General features: G+C 65.0%; 14 protein-coding genes and 4 pseudogenes. 7 read left to right on the top strand and 11 right to left on the bottom strand.

Translation table 11 applies throughout. The features are described 5' to 3' along the window. Position 1 precedes the first annotated feature (1 nt). Together ACETMP_RS10950 and ACETMP_RS10945 are read left to right on the top strand one after the other, a co-directional pair. A pseudogene (locus ACETMP_RS10950) lies at positions 2 to 1,182 on the top strand (aminotransferase). A 2-nt stretch (positions 1,183 to 1,184) separates the two neighbouring features. Then, a complete protein-coding gene (locus ACETMP_RS10945) occupies positions 1,185 to 2,324 on the top strand; it encodes a polyamine ABC transporter substrate-binding protein (RefSeq protein WP_375160946.1) in 1,140 nt (379 codons plus the stop codon). Between the two features lie 98 nt (positions 2,325 to 2,422). Here ACETMP_RS10945 and ACETMP_RS10940 read toward each other — a convergent pair whose 3' ends face one another. The 7 genes and pseudogenes from ACETMP_RS10940 to ACETMP_RS10910 all read right to left on the bottom strand — a co-directional run bounded on the left by ACETMP_RS10940 (position 2,423) and on the right by ACETMP_RS10910 (position 8,418). Next, on the bottom strand, positions 2,423 to 3,355 hold the full coding sequence (locus ACETMP_RS10940) for a lipid A biosynthesis lauroyl acyltransferase (protein ID WP_375160945.1): 933 nt from the start codon (positions 3,353 to 3,355) through the stop codon (positions 2,423 to 2,425). Between the two features lie 8 nt (positions 3,356 to 3,363). Further along, positions 3,364 to 4,641: a beta-ketoacyl-ACP synthase gene (locus tag ACETMP_RS10935; RefSeq protein WP_028135687.1), complete on the bottom strand. Its 1,278-nt coding sequence runs from the start codon at positions 4,639 to 4,641 to the stop codon at positions 3,364 to 3,366. A gap of 18 nt (positions 4,642 to 4,659) precedes the next feature. Then, positions 4,660 to 5,864: pseudogene (locus ACETMP_RS10930) on the bottom strand (beta-ketoacyl-ACP synthase). Beyond that, positions 5,861 to 6,331, bottom strand: a complete 471-nt coding sequence (locus ACETMP_RS10925; protein ID WP_375160944.1) for a 3-hydroxyacyl-ACP dehydratase FabZ family protein — start codon at positions 6,329 to 6,331, stop codon at positions 5,861 to 5,863. The pseudogene ACETMP_RS10930 and the gene ACETMP_RS10925 overlap by 4 nt, the downstream one beginning before the upstream one ends. Positions 6,332 to 6,341: 10 nt before the next feature. Beyond that, positions 6,342 to 6,629: an acyl carrier protein gene (locus tag ACETMP_RS10920; RefSeq protein ID WP_007592476.1), complete on the bottom strand. Its 288-nt coding sequence runs from the start codon at positions 6,627 to 6,629 to the stop codon at positions 6,342 to 6,344. Positions 6,630 to 6,843: 214 nt separating this feature from the next. Beyond that, on the bottom strand, positions 6,844 to 7,185 hold the full coding sequence (locus tag ACETMP_RS10915; RefSeq protein WP_375160943.1) for a hypothetical protein: 342 nt from the start codon (positions 7,183 to 7,185) through the stop codon (positions 6,844 to 6,846). Positions 7,186 to 7,488: 303 nt separating this feature from the next. Then, on the bottom strand, positions 7,489 to 8,418 hold the full coding sequence (locus ACETMP_RS10910) for a hypothetical protein (protein WP_375160942.1): 930 nt from the start codon (positions 8,416 to 8,418) through the stop codon (positions 7,489 to 7,491). A 421-nt stretch (positions 8,419 to 8,839) separates the two neighbouring features. Here ACETMP_RS10910 and ACETMP_RS10905 point away from each other — a divergent pair, with 421 nt between their 5' ends. The 4 genes and pseudogenes from ACETMP_RS10905 (at position 8,840) to ACETMP_RS10890 (ending at position 15,217) form a co-directional block, all read left to right on the top strand. Beyond that, the gene (locus ACETMP_RS10905; protein WP_164719030.1) at positions 8,840 to 9,007 is read left to right on the top strand and encodes a hypothetical protein; all 168 of its coding nucleotides are present in this window, start codon (positions 8,840 to 8,842) and stop codon (positions 9,005 to 9,007) included. Further along, positions 9,004 to 11,567 (top strand): annotated as a pseudogene (locus tag ACETMP_RS10900) (cation-translocating P-type ATPase). Before ACETMP_RS10905 ends, ACETMP_RS10900 begins: the two are co-directional and overlap by 4 nt. A gap of 510 nt (positions 11,568 to 12,077) precedes the next feature. Beyond that, the gene (locus tag ACETMP_RS10895) at positions 12,078 to 14,066 is read left to right on the top strand and encodes a TonB-dependent siderophore receptor (RefSeq protein ID WP_375160941.1); all 1,989 of its coding nucleotides are present in this window, start codon (positions 12,078 to 12,080) and stop codon (positions 14,064 to 14,066) included. A gap of 5 nt (positions 14,067 to 14,071) precedes the next feature. Further along, positions 14,072 to 15,217: a PepSY-associated TM helix domain-containing protein gene (locus tag ACETMP_RS10890; protein ID WP_375160940.1), complete on the top strand. Its 1,146-nt coding sequence runs from the start codon at positions 14,072 to 14,074 to the stop codon at positions 15,215 to 15,217. Positions 15,218 to 15,433: 216 nt separating this feature from the next. Here ACETMP_RS10890 and ACETMP_RS10885 read toward each other — a convergent pair whose 3' ends face one another. Both ACETMP_RS10885 and ACETMP_RS10880 read right to left on the bottom strand, forming a co-directional pair. After that, positions 15,434 to 15,949: an MgtC/SapB family protein gene (locus tag ACETMP_RS10885; RefSeq protein ID WP_375160939.1), complete on the bottom strand. Its 516-nt coding sequence runs from the start codon at positions 15,947 to 15,949 to the stop codon at positions 15,434 to 15,436. A gap of 231 nt (positions 15,950 to 16,180) precedes the next feature. Continuing rightward, a pseudogene (locus ACETMP_RS10880) lies at positions 16,181 to 17,923 on the bottom strand (ATP-binding protein). 437 nt (positions 17,924 to 18,360) lie between these two features. Here ACETMP_RS10880 and ACETMP_RS10875 point away from each other — a divergent pair. Beyond that, a complete protein-coding gene (locus ACETMP_RS10875; protein WP_375160938.1) occupies positions 18,361 to 19,329 on the top strand; it encodes a catechol 2,3-dioxygenase in 969 nt (322 codons plus the stop codon). A 68-nt stretch (positions 19,330 to 19,397) separates the two neighbouring features. Here the strand turns inward: ACETMP_RS10875 and ACETMP_RS10870 are convergent, their stop codons facing one another. Together ACETMP_RS10870 and ACETMP_RS10865 are read right to left on the bottom strand one after the other, a co-directional pair. After that, on the bottom strand, positions 19,398 to 22,913 hold the full coding sequence (locus tag ACETMP_RS10870; RefSeq protein WP_375160937.1) for a molybdopterin cofactor-binding domain-containing protein: 3,516 nt from the start codon (positions 22,911 to 22,913) through the stop codon (positions 19,398 to 19,400). Next, on the bottom strand, positions 22,913 to 23,395 hold the full coding sequence (locus ACETMP_RS10865) for a (2Fe-2S)-binding protein (protein ID WP_375160936.1): 483 nt from the start codon (positions 23,393 to 23,395) through the stop codon (positions 22,913 to 22,915). The genes ACETMP_RS10870 and ACETMP_RS10865 overlap by 1 nt, the downstream gene beginning before the upstream one ends. Positions 23,396 to 23,422 lie beyond the last annotated feature (27 nt).

Below are 23,422 nucleotides of genomic sequence, written 5' to 3'. Positions count from 1 at the left end.
GATGTCCAAGAGCTCCTCGCTGAACAAGGTCTTCGCCGACCTTCCCGTCACCATCTTCGAGGCGATGTCGCAGGCCGCCCGCGACAACGACGCGATCAATCTCGGCCAGGGCTTTCCTGACGATCCCGGCCCCGAGGACATCCGCCGCGCCGCGGCCGAGGCCTCGCTGAACGGCTACAACCAGTACCCGTCGATGATGGGCCTGCCGGAGCTGCGCCAGGCGATCGCGACCCATTACGGCCATTGGCACGGCCTCAAGCTCGATCCGATGAGCGAGGTGATGGTCACCTCCGGCGGCACCGAGGCGCTGACCTCGGCGATCCTCGCGGTGGTCCAGCCCGGCGACGAGGTAGTGTGCTTCCAGCCGGTCTATGATTCCTATCTGCCGATCATCCGCCAGGCCGGCGGCATTCCGCGCCTCGTGCGGCTGGAGCCGCCGCACTGGCGGCTGAATGAGGACATGCTGAAAAGCGTCTTCAATTCAAAGACCAAGGCGGTGCTGTTCAACAACCCCTTGAATCCGTCCGCGGTGGTCTATCCGCGCGAGGACCTCGAAGCTGCTGGCGCGCTACTGCCAGGAGTTCGACGTCATCGCGATTTGCGACGAGGTCTGGGAGCACGTCACCTTCGACGAGCACAAGCACATCCCGCTGATCACCATCCCGGGCATGCGCGAGCGCACCATCAAGGTCGGCTCGGCCGGCAAGATCTTCTCGCTGACCGGCTGGAAGATCGGCTTCGTCTGCGCCGCGCCGCCGCTGTTGCGCGTCGCCGCCAAGGTGCACCAGTTCCTGACCTTCACCACCGCGCCGAACCTGCAGGCCGCCGTCGCCTATGGCCTCGGCAAGTCCGACGACTACTTCCTGTCGATGCGCAAGGATTTGACGCGGAGCAGGGACCGCCTGACCAGGGGGCTGGAGAGCCTCGGCTTCCCCGTGCTGAAGTCGCAAGGCACCTACTTCCTCACCGTCGACCTGTCACCGCTCGGGCTCAATGAGAGCGACACCGAATTCCTGCTGGCGCATCGTGAAGGATTACAAGGTCGCGGCGATCCCGGTCTCGGCATTCTACGAGCAGGACCCCGTGACCTCGGTGGTGCGTTTCTGCTTCGCCAAGAAGGACCAGACGCTGGACACCGCGCTGGAACGGCTCTCTGACGCGGTGCGTGGACGCAAGAGGTAGTGATGACGAAGGTCGGCCGCGCGAGGCTTTGCTTTTCCTGGCTTTGCCTTGGTTTTGCGATCGTCGCGCCGCTGACGTTGCTTTCCGCGCCGGTTCAGGCGGAGCAGCGGGTCGTCAATTTCTACAACTGGTCCAATTACATGGCGCCTGATGTCCTGGAGGCCTTCACCAGGGAGACCGGGATCAAGGTCGTCTACGACACGTTCGATGCCAACGAGACGCTGGAGACGCGCCTGATGGCCGGAAAGTCCGGCTACGACGTCGTGGTGCCCACCGCCTATTTCCTGCAGCGCCAGATCAAGGCCAGCATCTTCCAGAAGCTTGACAAGGCGAAGCTGCCGAACCTCGCCAATGCCTGGCCGATGGTGACCAAGCATCTGGCGACCTACGATCCCGGCAACGTCTATGCCGCCAACTACATGTGGGGCACGACCGGCATCGGCTACAACGTTGCCAAGGTGAAGCAGATCCTCGGGGCCGATGCCAAGATCGACAGCTGGGACATCGTCTTCAAGCCGGAGACCCTGGCAAAATTCAGAGATTGCGGCGTGCACATGCTCGATTCCGCCGACGACATCTTCCCGGCGGCGCTGAACTGGCTCGGGCTCGATCCGAACTCGACCAAGCAGGCCGACCTCGAGAAAGCCGCCGATGCCGTCGCCAAGGTCCGTCCGTCCGTCCGCAAGTTCCACTCGTCCGAATATTTGAGCGCGCTCGCCACCGGCGAGATCTGTTTCGTGGTCGGCTGGTCCGGCGACATCATGCAGGCCCGCGCCCGCGCCGCCGAAGCCAAGAAAGACAACAGCAGCGGCATCGAGATTGGCTACGCCATTCCGAAGGAGGGCGCGCAGATGTTCTTCGACAATCTGGCCATCCCCGCCGACGCCAAGAACGTCAACGAAGCCCACGAGCTGATAAACTATCTCTACCGTCCCGATGTCGCCGCCAAGAACTCGGACTTCCTGTCCTACGCCAGCGGCAACCTCGCCGGCCAGAAGCTGGTCGATCCGAAGATCCTGAACGACAAGAACATCTATCCGGACGAGGCGACGCTCTCAAAGCTGTTCGTCATCACGGCGCGCGAGCCGGCGACGCAGCGCATCATCAACCGGCTCTGGACCAAGGTGAAGACGGGGCGGTGAGGCTCAGGTCATTCCGGTGCGATGCGAAGCATCGAACCTGGAATCTCTAGATCCTGGGTTCGGTCCTGCGGACCGCCCGGAATGACGGCAGACGGCTGCTACCGCCACCTGCGATGCAGCCACAGCCATTGCTCGGGATGTTCGCGCACCCAGCTTTCCACCACGCTCGTGATCGCCTGGGTCGTGCCCTGGATGTCGATCTTGCCCTCGGCGTCGCGCACCGGCGGGATCTCTTCGCTGATCTCGCCGCGGAAGCGGCCACCGGGCAGGCGGATGATGCGCACGCCGTGGATCGGGCAGTCGACCTGGCGCAAGAGGCGCGCCAGCATCGGATTGGCGCGGGTCTTGCGGCCGAAGAAGGTGACCTCGACGCCGCCGGTCAGGTATTGGTCGATCAGCATGGCGACGTGCTTGCCGTCCTTCAGCGCCTGCGCGAGCCGCAGCGGCGCGTCGCGGCCGGCGGGGATCAGCGTGCCCATGTTGACCTGGCGCATCTCCTGGATGATGCGGTCGGCGGAGGCAATGTTGGGGCGGCGGTAGAGGATCGCAGCGTCCAGCCCGTGCGCGACTGCCGCGAGCGCCGGCAATTCCCAATTGGCCAGGTGTGCGGCGAAGATCAGCGCCGGCTTGCCGTCGTCGCGGATGCGGTCGAACAGTTCGATGCTGCTCTGGCTCAGTTCGATCCGGCTCTTCTCCGGATGGGCACGGTCGTAATCCCAGACACGGTCCATATGGGCGAACTCGGCGCCGACGCGGCCGAGATTGTCCCACACGCCCATCAGGATCCGTTCGATCTCCTCCGGCGATTTCTCGGGAAAGGCCGCAGCGAGATTGGCACGGCCGATGCGGTGCTCGCGCAGGCGCGGGCCGATCGTCTTCACGACGCGTGCGAAGAAGTCCGAGGTCTTGACCGGGTCGAAATAGCGCGTGGTGCGCAGCATGCCGACCGTGGCGGCACCGATCAGGCTGCCGCCGATTGATTTGGCAGCCGCCCGCGCGCGGGCCTTCGTGCTCGCAGTCAGTAGCGCCATGCGTCCGGTCAGGCCGGTTCGCGGGTCAGGATCAGCGAGGCGTTCTGGCCGCCGAAGCCGAACGAGTTCGACATCACGGCGGTGACGCGGGCATCGCGCGCCTTGTTGCCGACGACGTCGAACAGGATCGTGGGATCCGGGGTGTCGTAGTTGATCGTCGGCGGAATGCGCTGATGCTCGAGCGTGAGCAGCGAGAAGATCGCCTCGACCGCACCGGCGGCCGAGATGGTGTGGCCCACCATCGACTTGTTGGAGGTGACCGGAATCTTCTGCAGGAGCTCGCCGAACACGGCCGATGTCGTGTTGTACTCCATCTTGTCGTTCTCGGGCGTTGCGGTGCCGTGCGCGTTGATGTGGTCGATCTGGTCCGGCGTCATGCCGGCGTCGGCCAGCGTCTTGTTCATGCAGCCGATGATCGGCTTGCCGTCAGGCGAGGAGCGGGTGCGATGGAAGGAATCGGTGAGCTCGCCGCAGCCGGCGATCACGCCGAGAATCTTTGCCCCGCGCGCGGTGGCGGCCTCGTAGCTTTCGAGCACCAGCGCGCCGGCGCCTTCTGCCATCACGAAGCCGTCGCGGTTCTTGGAGAAGGGGCGGGAGGCCGCCTGCGGCGGATCGTTCTGGGTCGACAGCGCCGAAAGCAGCGAGAACCGCACCATGGCTTCAGGATTGACCGTGCCGTCGGTCGCGACGCACAGCGCAGCGTCGGTCTCGCCGCGGCGGATCGCTTCGACACCGAGCTGGATCGAGGTTGCGCCGGAGGCACAGGCTGTCGACAGCGAGATCGGCGAGCCCTTGGTGCCGAAGGTCTCGGCGAGGTGGGCTGCGACCGAGCCGAACATGAAACGGTGATGATAGGCGGCGTACTTGCCGCCGCCGGAGATGCGCAGCAGATCGTCATAGTTGAAGTCGGGCTTGCCGACGGCGCGACCGAGCTCGCGGCGCTGCGGCCATTCCACCTCGACCGGCGCGACCGCCAGGAACAGGGGGCCCGGGAAATCGGCCTTGGCGCCGATGCCGGCCTGATCGAGCGCCTCCTGCGTGACGAGCTCAGCCATCCGTTCGGACAGGCCGGTGGACGAGAACGGCTCGACGCTGACGAAATCGACAGTGCCGGCCATCGTGGTCTTCAGACCGTCGACCGGAAAGCGGGTGATGGTGCGGATGCCGGATTCGCCGGCGACGAGCTTCGCCCAATTGTCGGCCTTGCCGGCACCGAGCGAGGTCATGATCCCCATGCCAGTGACGACGACGACGGGGCGCCCGAGTTTGTCGCGTGGTGCAGTCATGTCGATCCCCCGGGTGAGCTAGTCAACTGCCTCGACCAGCGCCATGCCTTCGCCGCGCCAGTGTCCGGCTCCCACCACCACAATCTGGGTGGGCGCTCCCTGCATTTCAATCTCGGTGCCGGTGGAATCGTTCGGCGGGAACAGCGCACCACGCGAGATCGACAGCGCGGCGAGCGCGATGCCGAGCGGGAATTGCGTCTCCATGGTGTGGCCGAACATCGTGCCGGTCGAACGCACCGGGAATTCGGCGTGAGCCTTCAGGAAGCCGCGCTCTTCGCTCGTTGCCGGCTCCGCACCGGTCGCGCCCGTGATGATCGCGCCCTTGCCTTCGCGCTTGGGCAGCTTCGCCCAGAGCTGCTCCAGCGTCGCGGCCATGTCGCCGGGCTGCTTGCGCCGGGCGAGGTCGGCGACGACGCTCGACAGTCTTGCAAACGGCTTTGCGCCGCGCGCTTGCGCGTGGGCTTTCGATTCCAGCACCAGGAACGCGCCGGCCGAGCCGAGCGCGAAGCCGGCGTGATCCTTGCGCGCCCACACCGGTGCAAACTTGTCCTTCAGGTTGAAGTCGCCGAATTCGTAGAGGACCATCAGGTCCTTGCGCTCGCCGTTATGCGAGCCGCCGACCAAGGCAATGTCGCTCTCGCCCGAGGCGATGCGCGCCAGCGCGATACGGGCGGCATCGGCCCCCGCAACCTCTTCGCCCATGAAGGTACGCGAGGTGCCGCCAAGACCGTGCACGATCGCGATGTTGCCGGCGAGCAGATTGGAGAGCTGCGCCAGGAACAAGGTCGGCCGCAGATCGCTCATCAGCCGTTCGTTGAGGAAGCCGGGCGCGTTCGCCCCTTGGCCTCGGCCGTCAGAACGCCGGTGTCGACGTTGAGGTCGCGCTCGCCGCCGCCGGCGGCCACCACCATGTCGATCTTCGACAGGATGTCCTTGTTGCCCTTGATCCCGGCGGAATCGAGCGCAAGGCCGGCGGCATAGGTGCCGATGCGCTGCCAGGCTTCCATCTGGCGCTGGTCGCCCTTCTTCGGGATCTGGCTGTCGAAGCTGACAGGCATCAGGGGATGCACGATGTAGGGCGCAAAGCCCTTCTCGTCGACGTTGATGCGCTTCTCGGAAAGCGCGGCCCAATTGGCGTCCAGGCCCTCGCCGAGCGAGGTCGCAAGGCCAATGCCGGTGATCCAGACCTCGGTCTGGCCGGGCTTCGAAGCAGTGTCAATCATGGCGATACGGCCTGTTGCGGAAAGCCGACACGCTCGGCGACTTTCGCCATGTATCCGCGCATATCCGCATTGGGGAAGGGGATCAGCGTGAAGGTGAGCGCCGAATTCGCGCGCAGCTTGCCGCCGACCCTGATCTTGGCGTCGGTCATGGCATAGCCGGAGCCTTCATAGGTGAGGCTCGCCTCGATGCTCATGAGATCGCCGGGGAAGACCGAGCCGCGCACCTTGGCTTCCTTCACGGCGGCAAGAATCGGCATACGCTCGAACTTGAACACGCCGAGCTGGAGCCAGCCCGAGGCCTGCGCCATCGATTCGATCAGGAGCACGCCGGGCATCAAGGGGTAACCCGGAAAGTGCCCCTCGAAGATGGTGCTCTCCTTGGGGACCTGGGCTTCGACGACGATCTTCTTCTCGTCGACCTTGAGGTCGACGATGCGATCGATCATGTGGAAGTATTCGAGTTGCATGGCCGCGCGCTTACGCGCTCGCGCCCTTGGCCGCAACCAGTTCGTCGATGCGGGCGCACAGGTTCTTCAGCACGAAATACTGCTCGGTGGTCGCCTTGCCGTCGTTGACCTCCTGGGTCCACTTTTCCAGCGGCAGCTTGATACCGAACTGCTTGTCGATCGCGAAGGCGATGTCCAGGAAATCGAGGCTGTCGATGCCGAGGTCATCGATGGCATGGCTATCCGGTGTGATCGTGTCGCGTGGGATGTCGCAGGTTTCAGCGATGATCGTGGCGACCTGATCGAATGTGGAGGACATCACTAAGCCTTTGATATATTGCGGGTATTTGTCAGATTGTCCAGAGTGGCACGGTGGGTGGGCATCGCGCCCCTGATGACGCCCTCAACCCCCGCTCTGGCCGGGTCGAAAGCCCGTATATCGGAGCGCCGCCCTGAGTTCAATGGAGCCGGGCAGGCGAGGAGACGGGGCTGGGGACGCCCGCCGGGGGCCCGCTCCCGCCGGCGGATCGGGCCTAGATATGCGGCGTCGTGATCTTGACGCAGTCCCGACGGCCCATCAGCACGCAATCCTGGGTCCGGCGCAGGTCAGCGATGCTGACCGCGAGCCAAATTCCAATGGCGGTCAACGCGATGGTGAAGGCCAGCGCCGCGATGTTGGCGAGCATGCGATGACGGAAATCGCCCGGCTCGGCACGAGGCTGTTCGTAGCGCGACAGGTCGAGCGGTTCGGGCGCGCCGCGCAACGGCTTCACGGTACCGCTCCCGCGGTGGACCGCAGAGGGAGGCGAGGTGCGCGGCCTGAACTGGAGCACCCGGTGCTCGTCGTCAGAGCTTATGGGCCGCTGGGTCGTCATAGGGCGGGGATCACTCCGAAGCACGCTTTTGATAGCATACGTGATGAACGTGTTGCAGAAAATCTTCGCAATGTCCGCGTGCAATCATGGGCCCGCTCTATTTGTGCATGGACTGTGCGGAGCGATCGTGAAACCGGCCGTCATGGCGGCGGCAGGACGCGAGGGTTGCGTTGCAACAACGGGCATAGCGACGGCCAAAGACGTCGCGCCCTGGTCCGTCTCCGGCCCCGACGCGCGCCTCATGGGATCGAGCATCAACGCGGCCGCGCCCCGCCATACACAGCCGCGCGTGAGCGCATGGCGTCAACCGGCCAGGTCTCGTTCGATGTTCCGCAGCCGCACGAAGGCTGCCCATGCCCGCGGATAATCCTTGTCGGCGGGATCGATCGCGAGCAGCGCGCAACGCGCTCTCTGGATCTCTTGCGACGACACACGTTTCGTCGGAGCCTCCGATGTTCTCGACTGCTCCCAACGCGCCTCGATCTCCTTCGCAGCAGCCAAGGCTTCGGCGGCCGTCAGTTCCTGCGTCGATTTCGCCGGACACTGGCCTGAGGGCGGCGCCGGCCATGCGACCGGTGGCCGATCGGCCTGCCAGATCGGTTCGCTGTCCGGTGCCGCCTTCATCTGCGACACTGAAGGTTGCCCTGCCGGCGCCGGTCCCGTCCCGGCCAGTCCTGTCCTTGCCGGACCGGGCGAACCTGCCACGGCCGGTGCGACTGCTGCAGTCCGCGCGGCGAGTTGGCCAAGCTGTTGCTCCATCGTGCCGCCGCTCGATTGGGGAATGACCTTCCCGACGGCCTTGGCCACGGCCAGCGCGCCGGGGGCTATCGGCATTTGTTGTTCGGCAGTCCTGACCTCGGTTGCCGTCGGGCATGATCTGTATGGCAGGTGTTGAGAGGTAATCCGGCCGCCGTCGTCGACCCGGGCGAGGTCACTGGCCACGGCGTAAACGAATGCGGCACCGATCGCGTGGCCGGCCTTGTCCTTCGCGCTCACAGCGCCGCAGACATATCTCGCAGCGTCCGCCTCGACCGTGTGTAGGCCGCTGAAGTGAGCTGAATGCGGCTCGATCAGCATGCGGGAGACTGCTGCTCGGGCCTTGCGATGCTCAGATTGAAACATGCTCCATATTTCATCGGGATCGACGATGTCGGGCTGGTAGTTCCACATGTAGCCAGCCCCGAAGAATGCTGCGCCGACGCACGTCGCGATGATGGATGCTCGCAGGTTCATGAGATCGCGCCCTCTAGCAGGCACGACTCGTCCGCGTCTCCGTCGGTGGGCTTGACGAAAACCGTGGAGGTTGTGCCGGATTATTTACGCTAGTAGTGCGCGAGAATCTTAATAAAGCGTGTTCGATTGTGAAATCATCTCGGTTCCCGTGGGGCGGGAACTTTATTTCCCGCCGGCGGCGTCATTTTCGCCTGCGAGTTTCACCGTTCGTTGGACCGCGCTTGCCATGAGAGTGTCATGAAGCAAGCGGCGGCGAAGTTCTCGGGATCGGCGACGTCGCGTCCCAGGCAACGATTTGACTTTCCGCAAACGCGTATGAGTGCCGCCCGGTACTGTCCGCCTGCATGATTGCCGAAGCAGCGTTCTGCCCCCATGTCGGGGGTGAGGTGGGCTCCAGGTCATGCTAACTGGAGACGCGACCATGAGCATCATCTTCCGCATCCTCTTCGTCATTGCCGGCGCCATCACCGCGTTGTTCGTGGCGCGTGATGCCCTGAACTTCACCATCATTCAGACCTTCGTCGCCGTCCTGCTTGTGACGGCCATCGTGGGGGCTGGAAGTCTCTGGAGCCTGCGGCGGAAGACGTGAGCAAGGCAGAACGCGGCGTTTCCGGCGGACTGAGCGAAACCGAGGCTCGGCTGCGGCTGCAACACGAGGGGTTCAACGAACTGCCTCGGGCCGAGCGACGCACGCCGCTGCGCATCGTGCTGGAGGTGCTGCGCGAACCGATGCTTGCGCTGCTCCTGGGCGGCGGGCTGATTTACCTCCTGCTCGGCGACCTCCGCGAGGCGCTGCTTCTGCTGGCGTTCGGCGCCATCTCCGTCGTGATCACGATCGTGCAGGAGACCCGCACCGAACGCGTGCTGGAAGCCCTGCGGGAGCTGACCAGTCCGCGAGCGCTCGTGGTCAGGGATGGGGAGCGGCGGCGGATCGCGGGCCGGGACGTCGTCCGTGGCGATCTTCTCGTCCTGGCCGAAGGCGACCGGGTGCCGGCGGACGCGGTGCTCGTCAGCGCCCATGATCTGGCGGTCGACGAGTCGCTGCTGACCGGCGAGTCGGTCCCTGTTCGCAAGCAGGCCGTCAAGACGCCGGCGCGCGAAGCCGCTTCGGCCGAGCATCGCCCGGGCGGCGACGATCAGCCTTTCGTGTATTCGGGCTCGTTGGTGGTGCGAGGCGAGGGCCTGGCCGAGGTGGAGGCCACCGGCCCTCGCAGCGAGATCGGGAAGATCGGACTGTCGCTGCATGGCTTGCAGGCGGAGCCGCCGCGGTTGCAACAACAGACCGCACGGCTCGTGCGGCTTTGTTTTCTCGGCGGCGCGGCGATCAGCCTGGCCGCTGTCCTGCTTTACGGAACGTTGCGCGGGGATTGGCTGCAGGCGCTGCTCGGGGGCATCGCCATCGGCATGTCCATGCTTCCCGAGGAGTTTGCCGTCGTCCTCACCGTGTTCATGGCGATGGGCGCCTGGCGCATTTCGAAGGCGCGCGTGCTGACGCGGCGCTCCGCCGCGATCGAGGTTCTTGGCTCTGCCACGGTGCTGTGCACCGACAAGACCGGCACGCTGACGCAGAACCGGATGTCGGTTGCGGAGCTGAGGCTGCGCGACGGGACGAGCATGCGCCTTGCTTCATCGCAGCCCGCTCCTGTGGGAGCAGAGTTCTTCGAGCTGGCGCGTTGCAGCGTGCTGGCGAGCTCGCCGGAACCGTTCGACCCGATGGAGAAGGCCCTGCACACGTTCGCGCAGGCGCAGCTGCCGAAGGATGAGGAAGCCGGCGGCGCTCGGACCTTGATACGGACCTACGGCCTGCGGCCCGAGCTGCTGGCGATGACCCAGGTTTGGCGGTTGTCGCACCGCCAGGAGATCTTCGCTTCGGCGAAAGGCGCCCCCGAGGCGATTGCCCGCCTCTGCAAGCTGGACGGTGCGCAGCAGGAGGCGATGCGTGATTCGGTCGCGGCGATGGCGAAGAACGGCCTTCGCGTGCTGGGCGTGGCCGCTGCGAGCCATGGCGGCGGAGTCTGCCGACCTCGCAGCAAGGCTTTTCGTTTCGCTTCCTCGGTCTCGTCGGGCTGGCCGATCCGCTGCGTCCTGGCGTCCCCGAGGCAGTGGCGGAATGTCGTTCCGCCGGCATTCGCGTCGTCATGATCACGGGCGACTATCCTGCGACCGCGATGGCGATCGCCGGGCAGTCCGGGCTCGATGTCAAGGAGGTCGTAACCGGCGAGCAGATCAAGCTCGCGAACGAGATCGAGCTGGAGGCGCTCGTCAGGAACGTGAACGTGTTCGCCCGGGTCCTGCCGGAGCAGAAGCTGCGGATCGTTCAGGCGATGAAGCGCAACGGCGAGATCGTCGCGATGACCGGCGACGGCGTCAACGACGCGCCGTCCCTGAAGGCTGCCCATATCGGCGTCGCGATGGGCGGCCGCGGCACCGACGTGGCCCGCGAGGCGTCCTCGATCGTTCTGCTCGACGACGACTTCGGCTCGATCGTCGCATCCGTCCGCCTCGGGCGCCGGATTTACGACAATCTCCGCAAGGCGATGGCCTTCATCTTCGCCGTCCACGTTCCGATCGCGGGGCTTGCCCTGCTTCCCCTGGTGTTCGGGCTGCCGGTGATTCTAGGCCCCGTTCACATCGCGTTTCTGGAGCTGATCATCGACCCCGTCTGCTCGCTGGTGTTCGAAGCCGAGCGGGACGAGCGCGATGTCATGGCGCGCCCGCCGCGGCGCGCCGATGCGGAGCTGTTCTCGTGGGCATTGGTCGGGTGGAGCGTTCTTCAGGGGGTTCTGGCATTTGCGCTGATCGCCGCGATCTTCGTCGTCGCGCTTCGCTCCGGCATTCCTGCCGACGAGGCGCGCACGCTCGCCTTCATCGCGCTCGTCGTCTGCATCGTCGCGCTGGTGCTGGTCAACCGGTCCTTCAGCGCGTCGTTCCTGTCCGCCTTCTTCCGTCCGAACCCGGCATTGCTCTGGATCTTCGTGTCGATCGCGTCGATTCTGACCACTGCTCTGGTCTGGCCGCCGGCCTCCGGCCTGTTTCGTTTCGGTCCCCTGCACCTGGACGATCTGATGGTCACGCTCGGCGCAGGCCTGCTGGTGCTCACCGTGCTCGAATTGCTGAAACCGATATGGGCACGACGGCTGCGATTCTAGATCGCGACCGCGGCAGGTCTGTCATCGCGGCGCGGCGATGTATCCTATGCACCAGCGGAAGATGCGCGCGAGATGCTGGCGTCATCATTAGAACGGATCCAGTCTACATAGATTCTACGATACGAGGCTCCAAAACACTTTGATTGTGCGATTGGAGTCTCTGCATGGTCGTCCCCGTGAATTCGGGGACTGGGAATGCTGGAATTTGTGTCTGACGCACGCGCAATGAAGCGCGGATGCGTGTCGGTGCTGTGCGGTCTTCTCGTGCTCCCGCCGGCCATCACGTTTGGCGGCGGTGCGCGAGCCCAAAGCGTGAGCGGAGCATCAGATCTTCCGCCCGTCGTGGTCGAGCAAAGCCGCGCGAGCAAGCGTCAGGTTACGACATCGCGCACATCCCGATCCGTGAGTGCCAGAGGCGCGCGATCTCGTGCGGCAGGACAGGTGCCCCAGGCCGGCTCTCAGCCTGCCGCCGCTGCCGTGGAACGCGGGACGGATCCGGTGAGAGGGTTCGTGCCCGTCGTCAGCTCGGCCGCGATGAAATCCGACACGCCCATTCTCGAGACGCCTCAATCCGTCTCCGTCGTCAGCCGCGATCAGCTCGATGCCCGCTCGGCCACAACCCTGGTCGAAGGACTGCAATATGTGGCGGGTCTTGCGGTTCAACCGGGCGGCAAGGACCCGCGCTTCGACAATGTCTTTATCCGCGGCTTCGACAACAACGGCTACGGTGCTTATCGCGACGGGCTTCGCGAGGTCGGCGATCCCAACTTCCTGTCGCTGTTCCGCAACGAGCCCTACGGCTTCGAACGCATCGACGTCGTCAAGGGACCGAGCTCCGTCATGTACGGGCAGGGGGCACCGGGCGGTCTCGTCGACGTCATCAGCAAGCGGCCGACCGACAAGGCCTTCGGCGAGATTGTCGGGCAGCTCGGCAATTACGACCGGTTTCAGGGCGCGTTCGATTTCGGCGGGCCCGCGACCAAGGACGGCACATTGCTCTATCGGCTCACCGGCGTGTTCAGGGATTCCGATGCGCAGATCGCCAACTTCTCGAACTTCGTGAAGGACAACCGGACCTATATCGCGCCCGCCGTGACCTGGAAGCCGACCAACGACACCACGCTCACTATTCTTGCCGACTACACCCACGACGTGACGGGAAATGCGTTTCCGCTGTCGATGCTCCATGTTACGGGCGGAAGGATCACGGGCATCACCGCGCTGCCGCTGTTCCTCGGCGATCCCAGCTACAACAAGTTCGACCAGGAGCAGGAGCGCGTCGGCTACCAGCCTCGAGCATCGCTTCAGCAACAATCTGATCTTCGAATCGAAGGCCCGCTACGGCCACACCGAGCTCGACTATCGCTATCTGACGTTCGTCGGAACTCCGCTCGATACGGCCACGGTCTTTCCACGGCGCGCAATGCGCATACAGGAGCAGGTCGATACTCTGTCGACCGACAATCACCTGATCAGCAAGTTCAGCACCGGGCCGGTTCAGCATACCGCGGTCTCCGGCGTCGACTATCTCGTGTTCAACATGACGGACCGGACCTATTTCGAAGTGCGCCGTCGCTCAGCAAGATCAATCCGGTCTACAATCAGGCCGTCGCGGATCCGACTGCGCTCACCACCCCCTCGGCGAACCAGACGATCGATCAGGTCGGCGTTTACGTGCAGGATCAGATGAGGATCCAGAACTGGATCTTCACCCTGGGTGGACGGTACGACACGTCGGAGCAGAACACCTACGCGTTGGCGACCAGGAAGACCACCGACACGAAGGACACGGCTTTCACCAAGCGGGGGGCGGTCTCCTATGTGTTCGATTCCGGAGTGGCGCCCTATTATAGCTATTCGGAGTCGTTCCTGCCGACGCCAGGCACAGACTTCGCGGGCAGCCCATTCAAGCCGACGACGGCGCAACAGCATGAGGTCGGCGTCAAGTATCAACCATCACGCACCCTGCTGATGACGCTGGCGCTGTTTGACCTGACGCGGCAAAATTCGCTCACGGCGGATCCATCACATCTCGGCTTCTCGGTCCAACTCGGCGAGGTGAATTCGCGCGGCGTCGAGTTCGAGACGCTGGCGCAGATCCTGCCTGGGCTGAATCTCGTGGCGACCTACACCAATCAGGACGTGAAGGTGACGCGGAGCACCGGGACCGACCTCGGCAAGGTGCCGACGCTCGTGGCGCGCCAGATGGCGTCGACCTATCTCGATTACACGATCCAGGGCGGCATCTGGGACGGCTGGGGCCTTGGCGGCGGCGTCCGCTACAACGGGCCGACCTTCGCCGACACCACCAACACCATCGTCAACGAGGGCTACGTCGTGTTCGACGCCGGCCTGCATTATCGCAAGCCGAAGGGTGTGAATCTGGCGCTGAACGTCAAGAACATCGCCGACCGCGTCACCCTCGCTTGCACGACCGGCGGCGGTTGCCAATACACCAGTCCGCGCACCATCACGGGCACAATCAGCTATCGCTGGTAGACGCCATGGTTCACGCACCCACGATCCGCCGGTGGTCCCGCATTCACACCTGGACCTCGCTGCTGTGCATGTTGTTCCTGCTGATGCTATGCGTGACAGGCCTTCCGCTGGTTTTTCACGACGAGATCGAGGGCCTGCTCGAGGACGAGATCGCAGCTCCCGCCATGCCGGAGGGGACGCCGCGTCTCTCGCTCGACCGCATGATCGCGGCGGCCCAGGCGCGCTTTCCCGGGCAATACGTCCTGCAGCTCAACTTGAGGCAGACCGAGCCGCTGGTGACGGTCGTGGTTTCGCCGACCGCCGTCCCGGCGCCGGGCAACTTCCATCGCCTGACGCTCGATGCGCGGACGGCGGATGCGCTCGGCGAGGAGGCGCCGCATCAGGACGTCATGAACATCGTGTTGCGGATTCACAAGGACATGTTTACGGGCCTGGCCGGCGAATTGTTTCTCGGCGCGATGGGTCTTGTGTTTGCCGCGTCGATCATATCCGGTGTGGTCCTGTATTGGCCGTTCATGCGGCGGCTCGATTTCGGCACGATCCGCCGCCGATCGTCGTCTCGCGCCAGGTGGCTCGATATCCATAACTTTATCGGCATCGTCACCGTGACCTGGGCGGTGGTTGTGGGTCTCACCGGCACGATCAACACGCTGGCGACGCCGCTGTTCGATCTGTGGCGTGCGCAGCTGATTCCGGTCCTGCTGGCGCCTCATCTTGGCAAGCCCGTGGCGCCGATCCCGTCGGTACAGGCTGCTGTCGAGCTCGTCCGCGTGAGATTTCCGGACCGTCTGGTCACGTCGGTGACGATGCCGACATCGGCGCGCTTCGGCAGCCCGCAGCACCTCGTCGTCTGGACCAAAGGCGCGACACCCTTTACGGCGCGTATGCTCCAGCCGATGCTCGTCGATGCCAACGACGGCGAGACGATCGTGGCACCCGAGGTGCCCTGGTATCTGAAGACACTTCAGGTGTCGCGGCCGCTGCATTTCGGCGACTATGGCGGGCTTCCGCTGAAGATCATCTGGGCGCTGCTGGACATGATCACGATCATCGTTCTCGTCAGCGGGATCTATCTGTGGGTGGCGAGGCGAAAGTCGTCGGCCCGCCGCAAGCCGGCGGATGCGGGCCGGACCGCGGCAATTGGCATCTAGCCGATGGAGACTCCCGCCCGGAACCTGCCTCGGATTCACAGAAGCGCATGGGGCGTCTTCCGCTGGCCCCTCTTTGTCGGCGTCGTTTGCGGCGCGGGGCTCGGCCTTGCGCTGGTTGGAGACGGCGTCTGGGACGCTCTTTCGTGGCTGGCGTTGTCGTTGCCGGTCGTTCTGGCGATCGTCTATTGGTGCCGCGCAGGTCAACCGCGCTGAGATTCACGGACGGCGATCGGGCTCGGGCAGACGGTGCTGCTCGACATCGTGGCCGACGTCATGCCTCTCGTCCTTGCCACCGAGCATCCGATGCAGCCAGCGCTCCAGGCGCCGGCCGATCGTCAGCAGAACGAAGGCAAAGGCCAGCGCGGCCAGCACGATCTTCCATTGTCCGGCGCCGCAGGCAATGCCGAGACAGGCGGCCAGGAAGGTGCAGGCGGCGCTGGTCAGGCCGCGCACGCGAAAACGTTCGCTTTCATGGACGATGACGCCGGCCCCGAGGAATCCGATGCCGGTCAGGATGCCCTGGATCACACGGCTCGCCGCATCGGTGATCTTGCCGGGCTCGGCGAACTGGACCGCAAGCAGCACGACGGTTGCGGTGGAGAGCCCGACGATTCCGAGCGTCTTCAGCCCGATCGGCTTGTCGTGCAGGTCGCGGTTCAGGCCGATCGCGCTGCCGGCGAGCGTCGCGCTTCCGAGACGCAGCAGGATTTCGGGCCAGTCCAGCTCGGTCATGTCTTGTCCGTCATCTCCCGCCGGCTTTGCGCCGGCAAAACATAGTCTATGCGGGCGAGAGGCTCAACGAGGTGCGACGGGCGACAACGCGCTGATGTCATCGCTCATTCAATCGGGCGATCCAGTATTCCAGATGCGTTAGTGCTTGAGCCGAGAAGCTGCGGCGCGCTGGATGCCCAGGTCAAGCCCGGGCATGACACCGGAATTCGCGGAGGCGCGGCTGTCCGCCCCTTACCGCAGCGGCTTCTTCAGCAGCGAGAAGCGGTCCGGATCGAGCCCCATCGAGGGTTGCAGCATCGGCGCCTCGACGTTGGAGAGCGTCTTGGCGGGCGGGGCCGAGAACACCGGATCGTTCGGCACGTCGCGCTGCGAAGTGGCGCCGCGCCAGCGCCTCGAGCACGGCGCTGACGAAATGCATGTCGTGGCCGGAGGTGACGGACGGCACGCTTCGAGATGGTGGCTTCGCCGCGCGGCAATTGATGCGGCGGCACCTCCTTGAAGCGCAAGCGCGTCGGCAGCGCGACGCCCTCGCCGAAGGCCAGCACTTCACGGGTGCCGAGCGAGGGCACGAAGGACAGCAGGTTCGCGGCGGCGTCAGACACCGCGGCGCGCAGCAGCGCCTGGTCGCGGTCGTTGGCAAGACGCATCGTAAACAGCGTGTTGCACTGGGAGATGATGGTGGCGTCGAGCTCGGCCGGACGCTGGGTGATGAGGCCGAGATAGACGCCGTATTTGCGGCCTTCCTTGGCGATGCGCGACACCGCCTTGCGGGTCGGCCCGAAACCGATGTTGCGGTCGGCGGAGGCGTAACGATGCGCTTCCTCGCACACGAACAGCAGCGGCGAGACGCCGTCGCTCCACAGGCCGAAATCGAAGGCCATGCGGCACAGCACCGAGACGACGGAATCGATGACTTCGGCCGGGAAGCCGGCGAGCTGCATCACCGTCATCGGCTTGCCGTTGGCCGGGAGGCGGAACAGATGGCTGATGACCTCGGCCATGGTGTCGCCGCCGACATTGGCATTGTCGAACATGAAGGTGTAGCGCGGGTCGTTGCGCACCGCCTCGATGCGCGAGATCAGCTTGTGATAGATGATGCGCGAGGAGCGGTTCTCGAGGCTTGCCCATGCGCTCGTCGATCAGCGACAGCAGGTCGACCAGGCGATAGGGCACCGGCGTGTCGACCGTGTAGCCGATCTGCTTGGGATCGATGCGCTTGAGGCCGATGCGGTCAGCGTTCTGGTACTGGGTGTAGACGCCCTTGGCGAGCGGGATCACCTCGGCGAGGATGTCGAGCTCCTCGGGCACGCCGGCGCGGCCGCCGAACAGCACGTCGACGATTTCCTCGAAGTTGAACAGCCAGAACGGCAGCTTCAGGTTTCGTGGGTTGAGCACCAGCGCGCGGTCGCCGAAGCAGCGGCCATATTCGTTATGCACGTCGAGCAGGAAGATGCGCAGGTTCGGGCGCGCCTTCAGGATCTCGTTGAGCAGCAGCGACACGCCGGTGGATTTGCCGACGCCGGTCGATCCCAGCACCGCAAAATGCTTGGACAGCATTTCCTCGACGTCGACATAGGCGACGACCGAGCGGTCCTGCTGAAGGAAGCCCACATTGATCTGGTCCGAGCCGGTCGGCGCGTAGATCGTGCGCAGCTCCTGGCTGGTGATCAGGTCGACGGCATCGCCGATGGTCGGATAATTGGTGACGCCGCGCTGGAATTTCGGCTTGTCGCTGGCGTTGAGGATTTCGCCGAGCAGGTCGACCGAGGCGACCGCGATATAATCGTCGCTGCTCGACAAATTCTCGCAGGACACCTCGGTGATCATCGCGACGATGACCGAGCTGGCACTGCGAATGCTGACGAAGCGGCCGACGGTTGCCCGAACTTCCGAGATCGGCATCTGGCTTTCCGCCAGCAGCCCGACCCGGGCGAGCGATCCGCGAACCGAAATCACGCGTCCAAAGGATGTCACGATCAATGAACCTGGCAAGAGCGAGAGGATTTGTCCCCGACTATGCGCGGTCGTCGCTGGACAAACGGTTAAGCGCCAGGCGCGGCCGCTTCGTTAAATCTGTGACAATTCGGCCGTGAGGTTTGTTTCCGATTGCGGACTTATGAGCGGAAACGTCGGGAAAATGCTCCAATTCAAGGGCCTTTGAAGCAAAAGACGCGTTAAGGAATATTTTACCATCCGGTCACTCCGCTCCCCGTTTTCGGAATGATGGCCCTCGCGCAGCGAACGTCATCCGAGTCCGGGCGGTCGTTTGATTTGTTGACGGGACCTAATCATTTGTACATTAGTACAAATGAGCCGGCGGCTTCGGTAGCGCGATGGGGCGGGTGAGCGTGTTGCACCCCGCACCCGATCGCGCGATCCGGTCCGGCGGGTCGCTAGCCGTGGAGGAAGACATGCAGCCCGAACCGATCCTCGATCTCGCTCATCTCGGCCATATGGAGCTGCTGACGCCCAAGCCCGATGAAAGCCTGAAATTCTTCGTCGACGTCATGGGCATGACCGTCAGCGGCCAAAAGGGCGAGTCGGTTTATTTGCGCGGCTGGGACGATTACGAGCGCTACTCGCTGAAGCTGACGGCGTCGAAGACCTCAGGCATGGAACACATGGCGCTGCGCGCGCGCAGCCAGCAGGCGCTGGAGCGTCGCGTCGCCGCGCTGAAAGGGTCCGGCTTCGACATTGGCTGGATCGACGGCGACATGGGGCAGGGCCCGACTTTCCGTTGCCGCGACCCCGATGGCCACATCGTCGAACTCTATTACGAGACCGAGTGGTATCAGGCCCCGCCCGAGCTGAAGCCCGCGCTGAAGAACCAGGCGCAGCGCTTTCCCGCCCGCGGCGTCAATGTCCGTCGTCTCGATCATCTCAACTGCCTCGCGGTCGATATCAAGGCCAACCGCGAATTCTTCGAGAATTACCTCGGTTGCCGCCTCACGGAGCAGATCGTGCTCAACGACGGCCGCGAAGCTGCGATGTGGCTGACGATGTCGAACAAGAGTTACGATTTTGCCTATTCGCTCGACCATTCCGGCGTGCCGGGGCGCTTCCATCACATCACCTACGCGCTCGACAGCCGCGAAGAGATTCTTCGCGCGGCCGATATTTTCATCGAGAACGGCGTGCACATCGAGACCGGCCCGCACAAGCACGCGATCCAGCAGACCTTTTTCCTCTACGTGTACGAGCCCGGCGGCAACCGCGTCGAGGTCGCCAATGCCGGCGCGCGGCTCATCCTCGCGCCCGATTGGAAGCCCATCGTGTGGACCGAGGAGGAGCGCAAGAAAGGCCAGGCTTGGGGATTGAAGACGATCGAGTCCTTCCACACCCACGGCACGCCTCCGGTGGAGATGAAGCAGCACGGCTAGAACCGCACCTCCGACGTGTCATTCAGCGTCATTCCGGGGCTCGCCGCTTCGCGTCGCCCGGAATGACATCAGTGGTTGGAGCTGCGCACCCGCGCGATCGCATCCCGCACGCCCGGCCATGCCGGCTTGTCGGGTGCGAACTGCCTGCGCAGGAACGTGACGAGTTCCTCGATCTGCGCGTCGCTCATGCTGTTCCTGAATGCCGGCATGTAGCCGAGATCGCTGGAGACCGGATCCGTGATCCCGTGCAGGATCACCTGGACCAGATTGTCCGCCGTTGCGCTGTGCAGATTGCTGTTCAGCGCGAGCGAGGGGCGAGTGCCGAACAGCGGCAGGCCGCCGACCTCGTGGCACACCGCGCAGGCGCCCTGATAGAGCCGCGCGCCGGTGGAGGAGGCGACGGTGACCTGCGTTGCGCTCTCCAGCTTCACTGCGAGAGCAGGTGCGTCGGCGGCGTCGTCGTTGAAGGAGCCGAGATAGACCGCCATCGCGCGAATGTCCTCGTCTGGGAGGGCCTTGAGGTCCCTGACCACGGGCGCCATCGGGCCCGCGGCGACGCCGTGATAGCGCGAATGGCCGGTGCGCAAATAAGCAAACAGCTCGTCCTCGCTCCACGGGATCGGCGCGTGCGACAGCGCGGTCAGCGCCGGCGCCTCCCAGCCTTCTGCGAAGCCGCCGGCAAGATAGGCATTGCGCTGTTCGGCGCCGAACGCGTTGCGCGGCGAGTGGCAGCCGCTGCAATGGCCGAGGCCCTCGACGAGATAGGCACCGCGATTCCAGGCTTCCGATTTTGTCGGATCGGGCTTGAACTCCGTCGCTTCGTGGAACAACGCGTTCCACCCCGCGAGCAGCGGACGGAGATTGAACGGGAAGGCGAGCTCATTCGCCGGCGGCGTCGCGCGCACCGCGGGCTGCGCCATCAGATAGGCGTAGAGCGCCTGCATGTCCGCGTCGCTGGTCTTGGCGAAATGCGTGTAGGGGAAGGCCGGATAGAGCTGCCGCCCATCACGGTGCAGCCCGTCGCGCATCGCGCGCTCGAAGGCGGGATAGGACCATGCCCCGATGCCGGTGTCGACATCGGGCGTGATGTTGGTGCTGTAGATCGTGCCGAACGGCGTCTCCAGCGCGCGACCGCCGGCATTGAGCGCGCCGCGAAGCGTGGTGTGGCACTCCGCGCAATTGCCGAGCGCTGCGAGCTGCTCGCCGCGGGCGATCGTCACTGCGGAATAGACCGACGCATCGGGGCGCGCGATCGGCGCAATCGCGCGCCCCGGCAGCAGCGCGGCGCCGATGCCGATCGCAGCCGTGCAGACCGCCGCAATTGCTGCGAAGATGCCGGCGCGCTTGGCGAACGGATTTTCCCAGATGCGAGAGGGAGGCGGGGCCGTGGGTGCGGGCAGCGGCACAGCCGATGTTTCACCGTGCAACCCCTTCAAGATACGTTCGGGGGTAAACGGCGGCTCGCGAAAGCGGACGCCGGTGGCATCGAAGATCGCATTGGCGATCGCCGCCGCACTCGGCACCGAGGCGGACTCGCCGACGCCGAGCGGCGGCTGGTCCTGCCGCGGCAGCATCAGGACGTCGATTTTGGGCACGTCGGGGAAGGGGATGATCGGATAGGCGCCCCATTCGCGCGCCGCCACCGCGCCGCGTTCGAACGAGACCTCTTCCATCAGCGCGCGGCTGGTGGACTGGATCACGTTGCCGTGGATCTGGTGGCGCACGCCGTCCGGGTTGATCATCAGGCCGGAATCCTGCCCGGCGACGACGCGGGTCACGCTGACGTCGCCGGTCGTCTTGTTCACGGCAACATCTGTCACCCAGGCCGACCATGCCGCGCCGTAGCCGGGAAACTTGCTGTGGACGTAAAGGGCATAGGCGAATCCGCGTCCGTGCACGACCTCGCCGTCCTTGTCCTGCCTCACAGGCCGTGGCGTCCAGCCGGCGCGCTCCGCCACGGCATTGACGAGATCGATGGCGCGCTGGTCTTTCAGGTAACGCAGGCGATATTCGATCGGGTCGATTCCGGCCTCGGTGGCGGCCTCGTCGATAAAGGATTCGTGCGCAAAGGTGTTCGGCAGCGCAGAGACGCCGCGAAACCAGGAGGCGCGCACGATCGGCGGCGAGTCGTGGGCGACGACGCGCATGTGCTCGTAGTCATAGGGCGGGATCGCCGTGCGGTCGCCCATCTGGAGCACGGCCGGCTCCGGTGAGATGCGGCCGGTCAGCAGCAGGGCCAGCGTCGGCGCGGCGTTCGAGGGATAGCGCGTGGCGAGGTCATAACCGGCGATGCCGCCGTCGGCATCGAGCCCGCCATTGACGTCGATGAGCTGCGCGGTGCCTTTGGGCTCCCAGGCGTGCTCCTGCTCGCGCGACAGCTGCACACGCACGGGACGGCCGACCGCACGCGACAGCAGCAGCGCGTCGGCGGTGACGTCGTCGGCGCAGTTGCGGCCGTAGCAGCCCGCGGCCTCCAGGCGGATGACCTCGATCTCGCTCTCGGGACGCTCGATCAGGAGCGCAAGATCGCTGCGCAGCAGGTGCGGGTTCTGCGTGCCCGACCAGACCCTGATGTTGCCGTCCTGGAAATCCGCAACCGCGCAGGAGGGCCCGATCGAGGCGTGCATCTGATACGGCCAGACATAAGTGCGCTGCATCGGCTTGGCCGCGCCGGATATCGCAGCGCCAACATCGCCCTTGTCGATCAGCGTGCGCGGGGTCGATGGATTGGCGCGCAGTGCAGTCTCGACGTCGGAAAGATCGGTGAGGGTGGGCGTCGGCTTCCAGCTCAGCTTGAGCTGCTCGGCCGCGCGGATCGCATTCTCCTCGCGCTCGGCGACGACACCGACGAAATCGCCGATGCGCACCACGGCCACGAGACCGGGAATGCCGCGAACCGATGCTTCATCGACGCCGATCAGGCTGGTGCCGACAAAGGGTCCTGCATCGACGCCGGCATAGGGCGGCCGCACCACGCGGCCGTGCAGCATGCCGGGCACGCGGATGTCGTGGACGAAGGTCAGCTCGCCCGTGGCCTTGGCCGGCAGGTCGACGCGCGGGACGGACTGGCCGACGATGGCGTAGTCGCCGACGGGTTTGACCGCGACATCGTCGGCAAGCTCGAGCCGGATCTCCTCGCCGCCGATCAGCTCGCCATAGCTGACGCTGCGGTTGTCATGCCCGCGCACCAGGCCGTCCTCGATCTTGAGATCGGCCTCCGGCAGTTCCAGCCGCTCCGCCGCGCGCGCGATCAGGAAGTGTCGCGCCTGCGCTGCGGCCTTGCGCAGCGGCACGGCGGTGATCTGGATGGTCTCGCTCGCGATGGTCGCGCCCTGGTTCGGCACCAGGGCGGTGTCGCCGAGCACCACGATGACGCGTGCAAAAGACACGTCCAGCTCTTCGGCGACGATCTGACCGAGTGCGGTGCGAATGCCGGTGCCGAGATCGACATGGCCGTTATAGGCGGTGACCGAACCGTCGGCCGTGATGCGGACGAAGGTCTCGGACGTAATCTCGTCCACGGTGCGGACGACGACAAGCGATCCCGATGACCGGTCGGCTCCGTTCGAAACAGGGGAGGCCATCAGTCAGCCGCCTCGATGAGCTGGCCCGACGCCCGCATCACGGCGCGCAGGATTTCGACATGGGTGCCGCAGCGGCAGAGATTGTAGCGCAACGCCGCCAGCGCCTCCTGTTCGGTCGGCCGCGGGTTGATTGCAAGCAATGCCTTGGTGGTCATGATCATGCCGTTGAGGCAATAGCCGCATTGCGCGGCCTGCTCGTCGATGAACGCCTGTTGCACGACGTCAGGCTTGTCGCGCGTGCCGAGACCTTCGAGCGTCACGATGTCGCGGCCGGCGCAGCCACTGACGGGAATCACGCATGCGCGCGCTGCAGCTCCGTCGATCAGGACGGTGCAGGTGCCGCATTCGCCCAGACCGCAACCATATTTCGGGCCGTTGAGCGCGAGATCGTTGCGGAGCACGTAGAGCAGCGGCGTCTGCGGCGCCGCATCGATCTCGTGGATCCTGCCGTTGACGGTGAGGCGGATCGGTGTGTGCGCCATCCCTTAGTCCCAAGCCCGCATCAAATT

The organism is Bradyrhizobium dasycarpum, from assembly GCF_042019905.1.
GTDB classification, from domain to species: domain Bacteria; phylum Pseudomonadota; class Alphaproteobacteria; order Rhizobiales; family Xanthobacteraceae; genus Bradyrhizobium; species Bradyrhizobium japonicum_B.
Note: the sequence above shows the minus strand (reverse complement) of the source record. Positions and strands in the feature narration are given on the sequence as shown.

Coding starts and splice junctions, on each gene's coding strand:
- ACETMP_RS10875 (WP_375160938.1), top strand. CDS start 18,361: ATGCAGCCCGAACCGATCCTCGATCTCGCTCATCTCGGCCATATGGAG.
- ACETMP_RS10945 (WP_375160946.1), top strand. CDS start 1,185: ATGACGAAGGTCGGCCGCGCGAGGCTTTGCTTTTCCTGGCTTTGCCTT.
- ACETMP_RS10940 (WP_375160945.1), bottom strand. CDS start 3,355: ATGGCGCTACTGACTGCGAGCACGAAGGCCCGCGCGCGGGCGGCTGCC.
- ACETMP_RS10905 (WP_164719030.1), top strand. CDS start 8,840: ATGAGCATCATCTTCCGCATCCTCTTCGTCATTGCCGGCGCCATCACC.
- ACETMP_RS10870 (WP_375160937.1), bottom strand. CDS start 22,913: ATGGCCTCCCCTGTTTCGAACGGAGCCGACCGGTCATCGGGATCGCTT.
- ACETMP_RS10915 (WP_375160943.1), bottom strand. CDS start 7,185: ATGACGACCCAGCGGCCCATAAGCTCTGACGACGAGCACCGGGTGCTC.
- ACETMP_RS10920 (WP_007592476.1), bottom strand. CDS start 6,629: ATGTCCTCCACATTCGATCAGGTCGCCACGATCATCGCTGAAACCTGC.
- ACETMP_RS10890 (WP_375160940.1), top strand. CDS start 14,072: ATGGTTCACGCACCCACGATCCGCCGGTGGTCCCGCATTCACACCTGG.
- ACETMP_RS10865 (WP_375160936.1), bottom strand. CDS start 23,395: ATGGCGCACACACCGATCCGCCTCACCGTCAACGGCAGGATCCACGAG.
- ACETMP_RS10885 (WP_375160939.1), bottom strand. CDS start 15,949: ATGACCGAGCTGGACTGGCCCGAAATCCTGCTGCGTCTCGGAAGCGCG.
- ACETMP_RS10935 (WP_028135687.1), bottom strand. CDS start 4,641: ATGACTGCACCACGCGACAAACTCGGGCGCCCCGTCGTCGTCGTCACT.
- ACETMP_RS10910 (WP_375160942.1), bottom strand. CDS start 8,418: ATGAACCTGCGAGCATCCATCATCGCGACGTGCGTCGGCGCAGCATTC.
- ACETMP_RS10925 (WP_375160944.1), bottom strand. CDS start 6,331: ATGCAACTCGAATACTTCCACATGATCGATCGCATCGTCGACCTCAAG.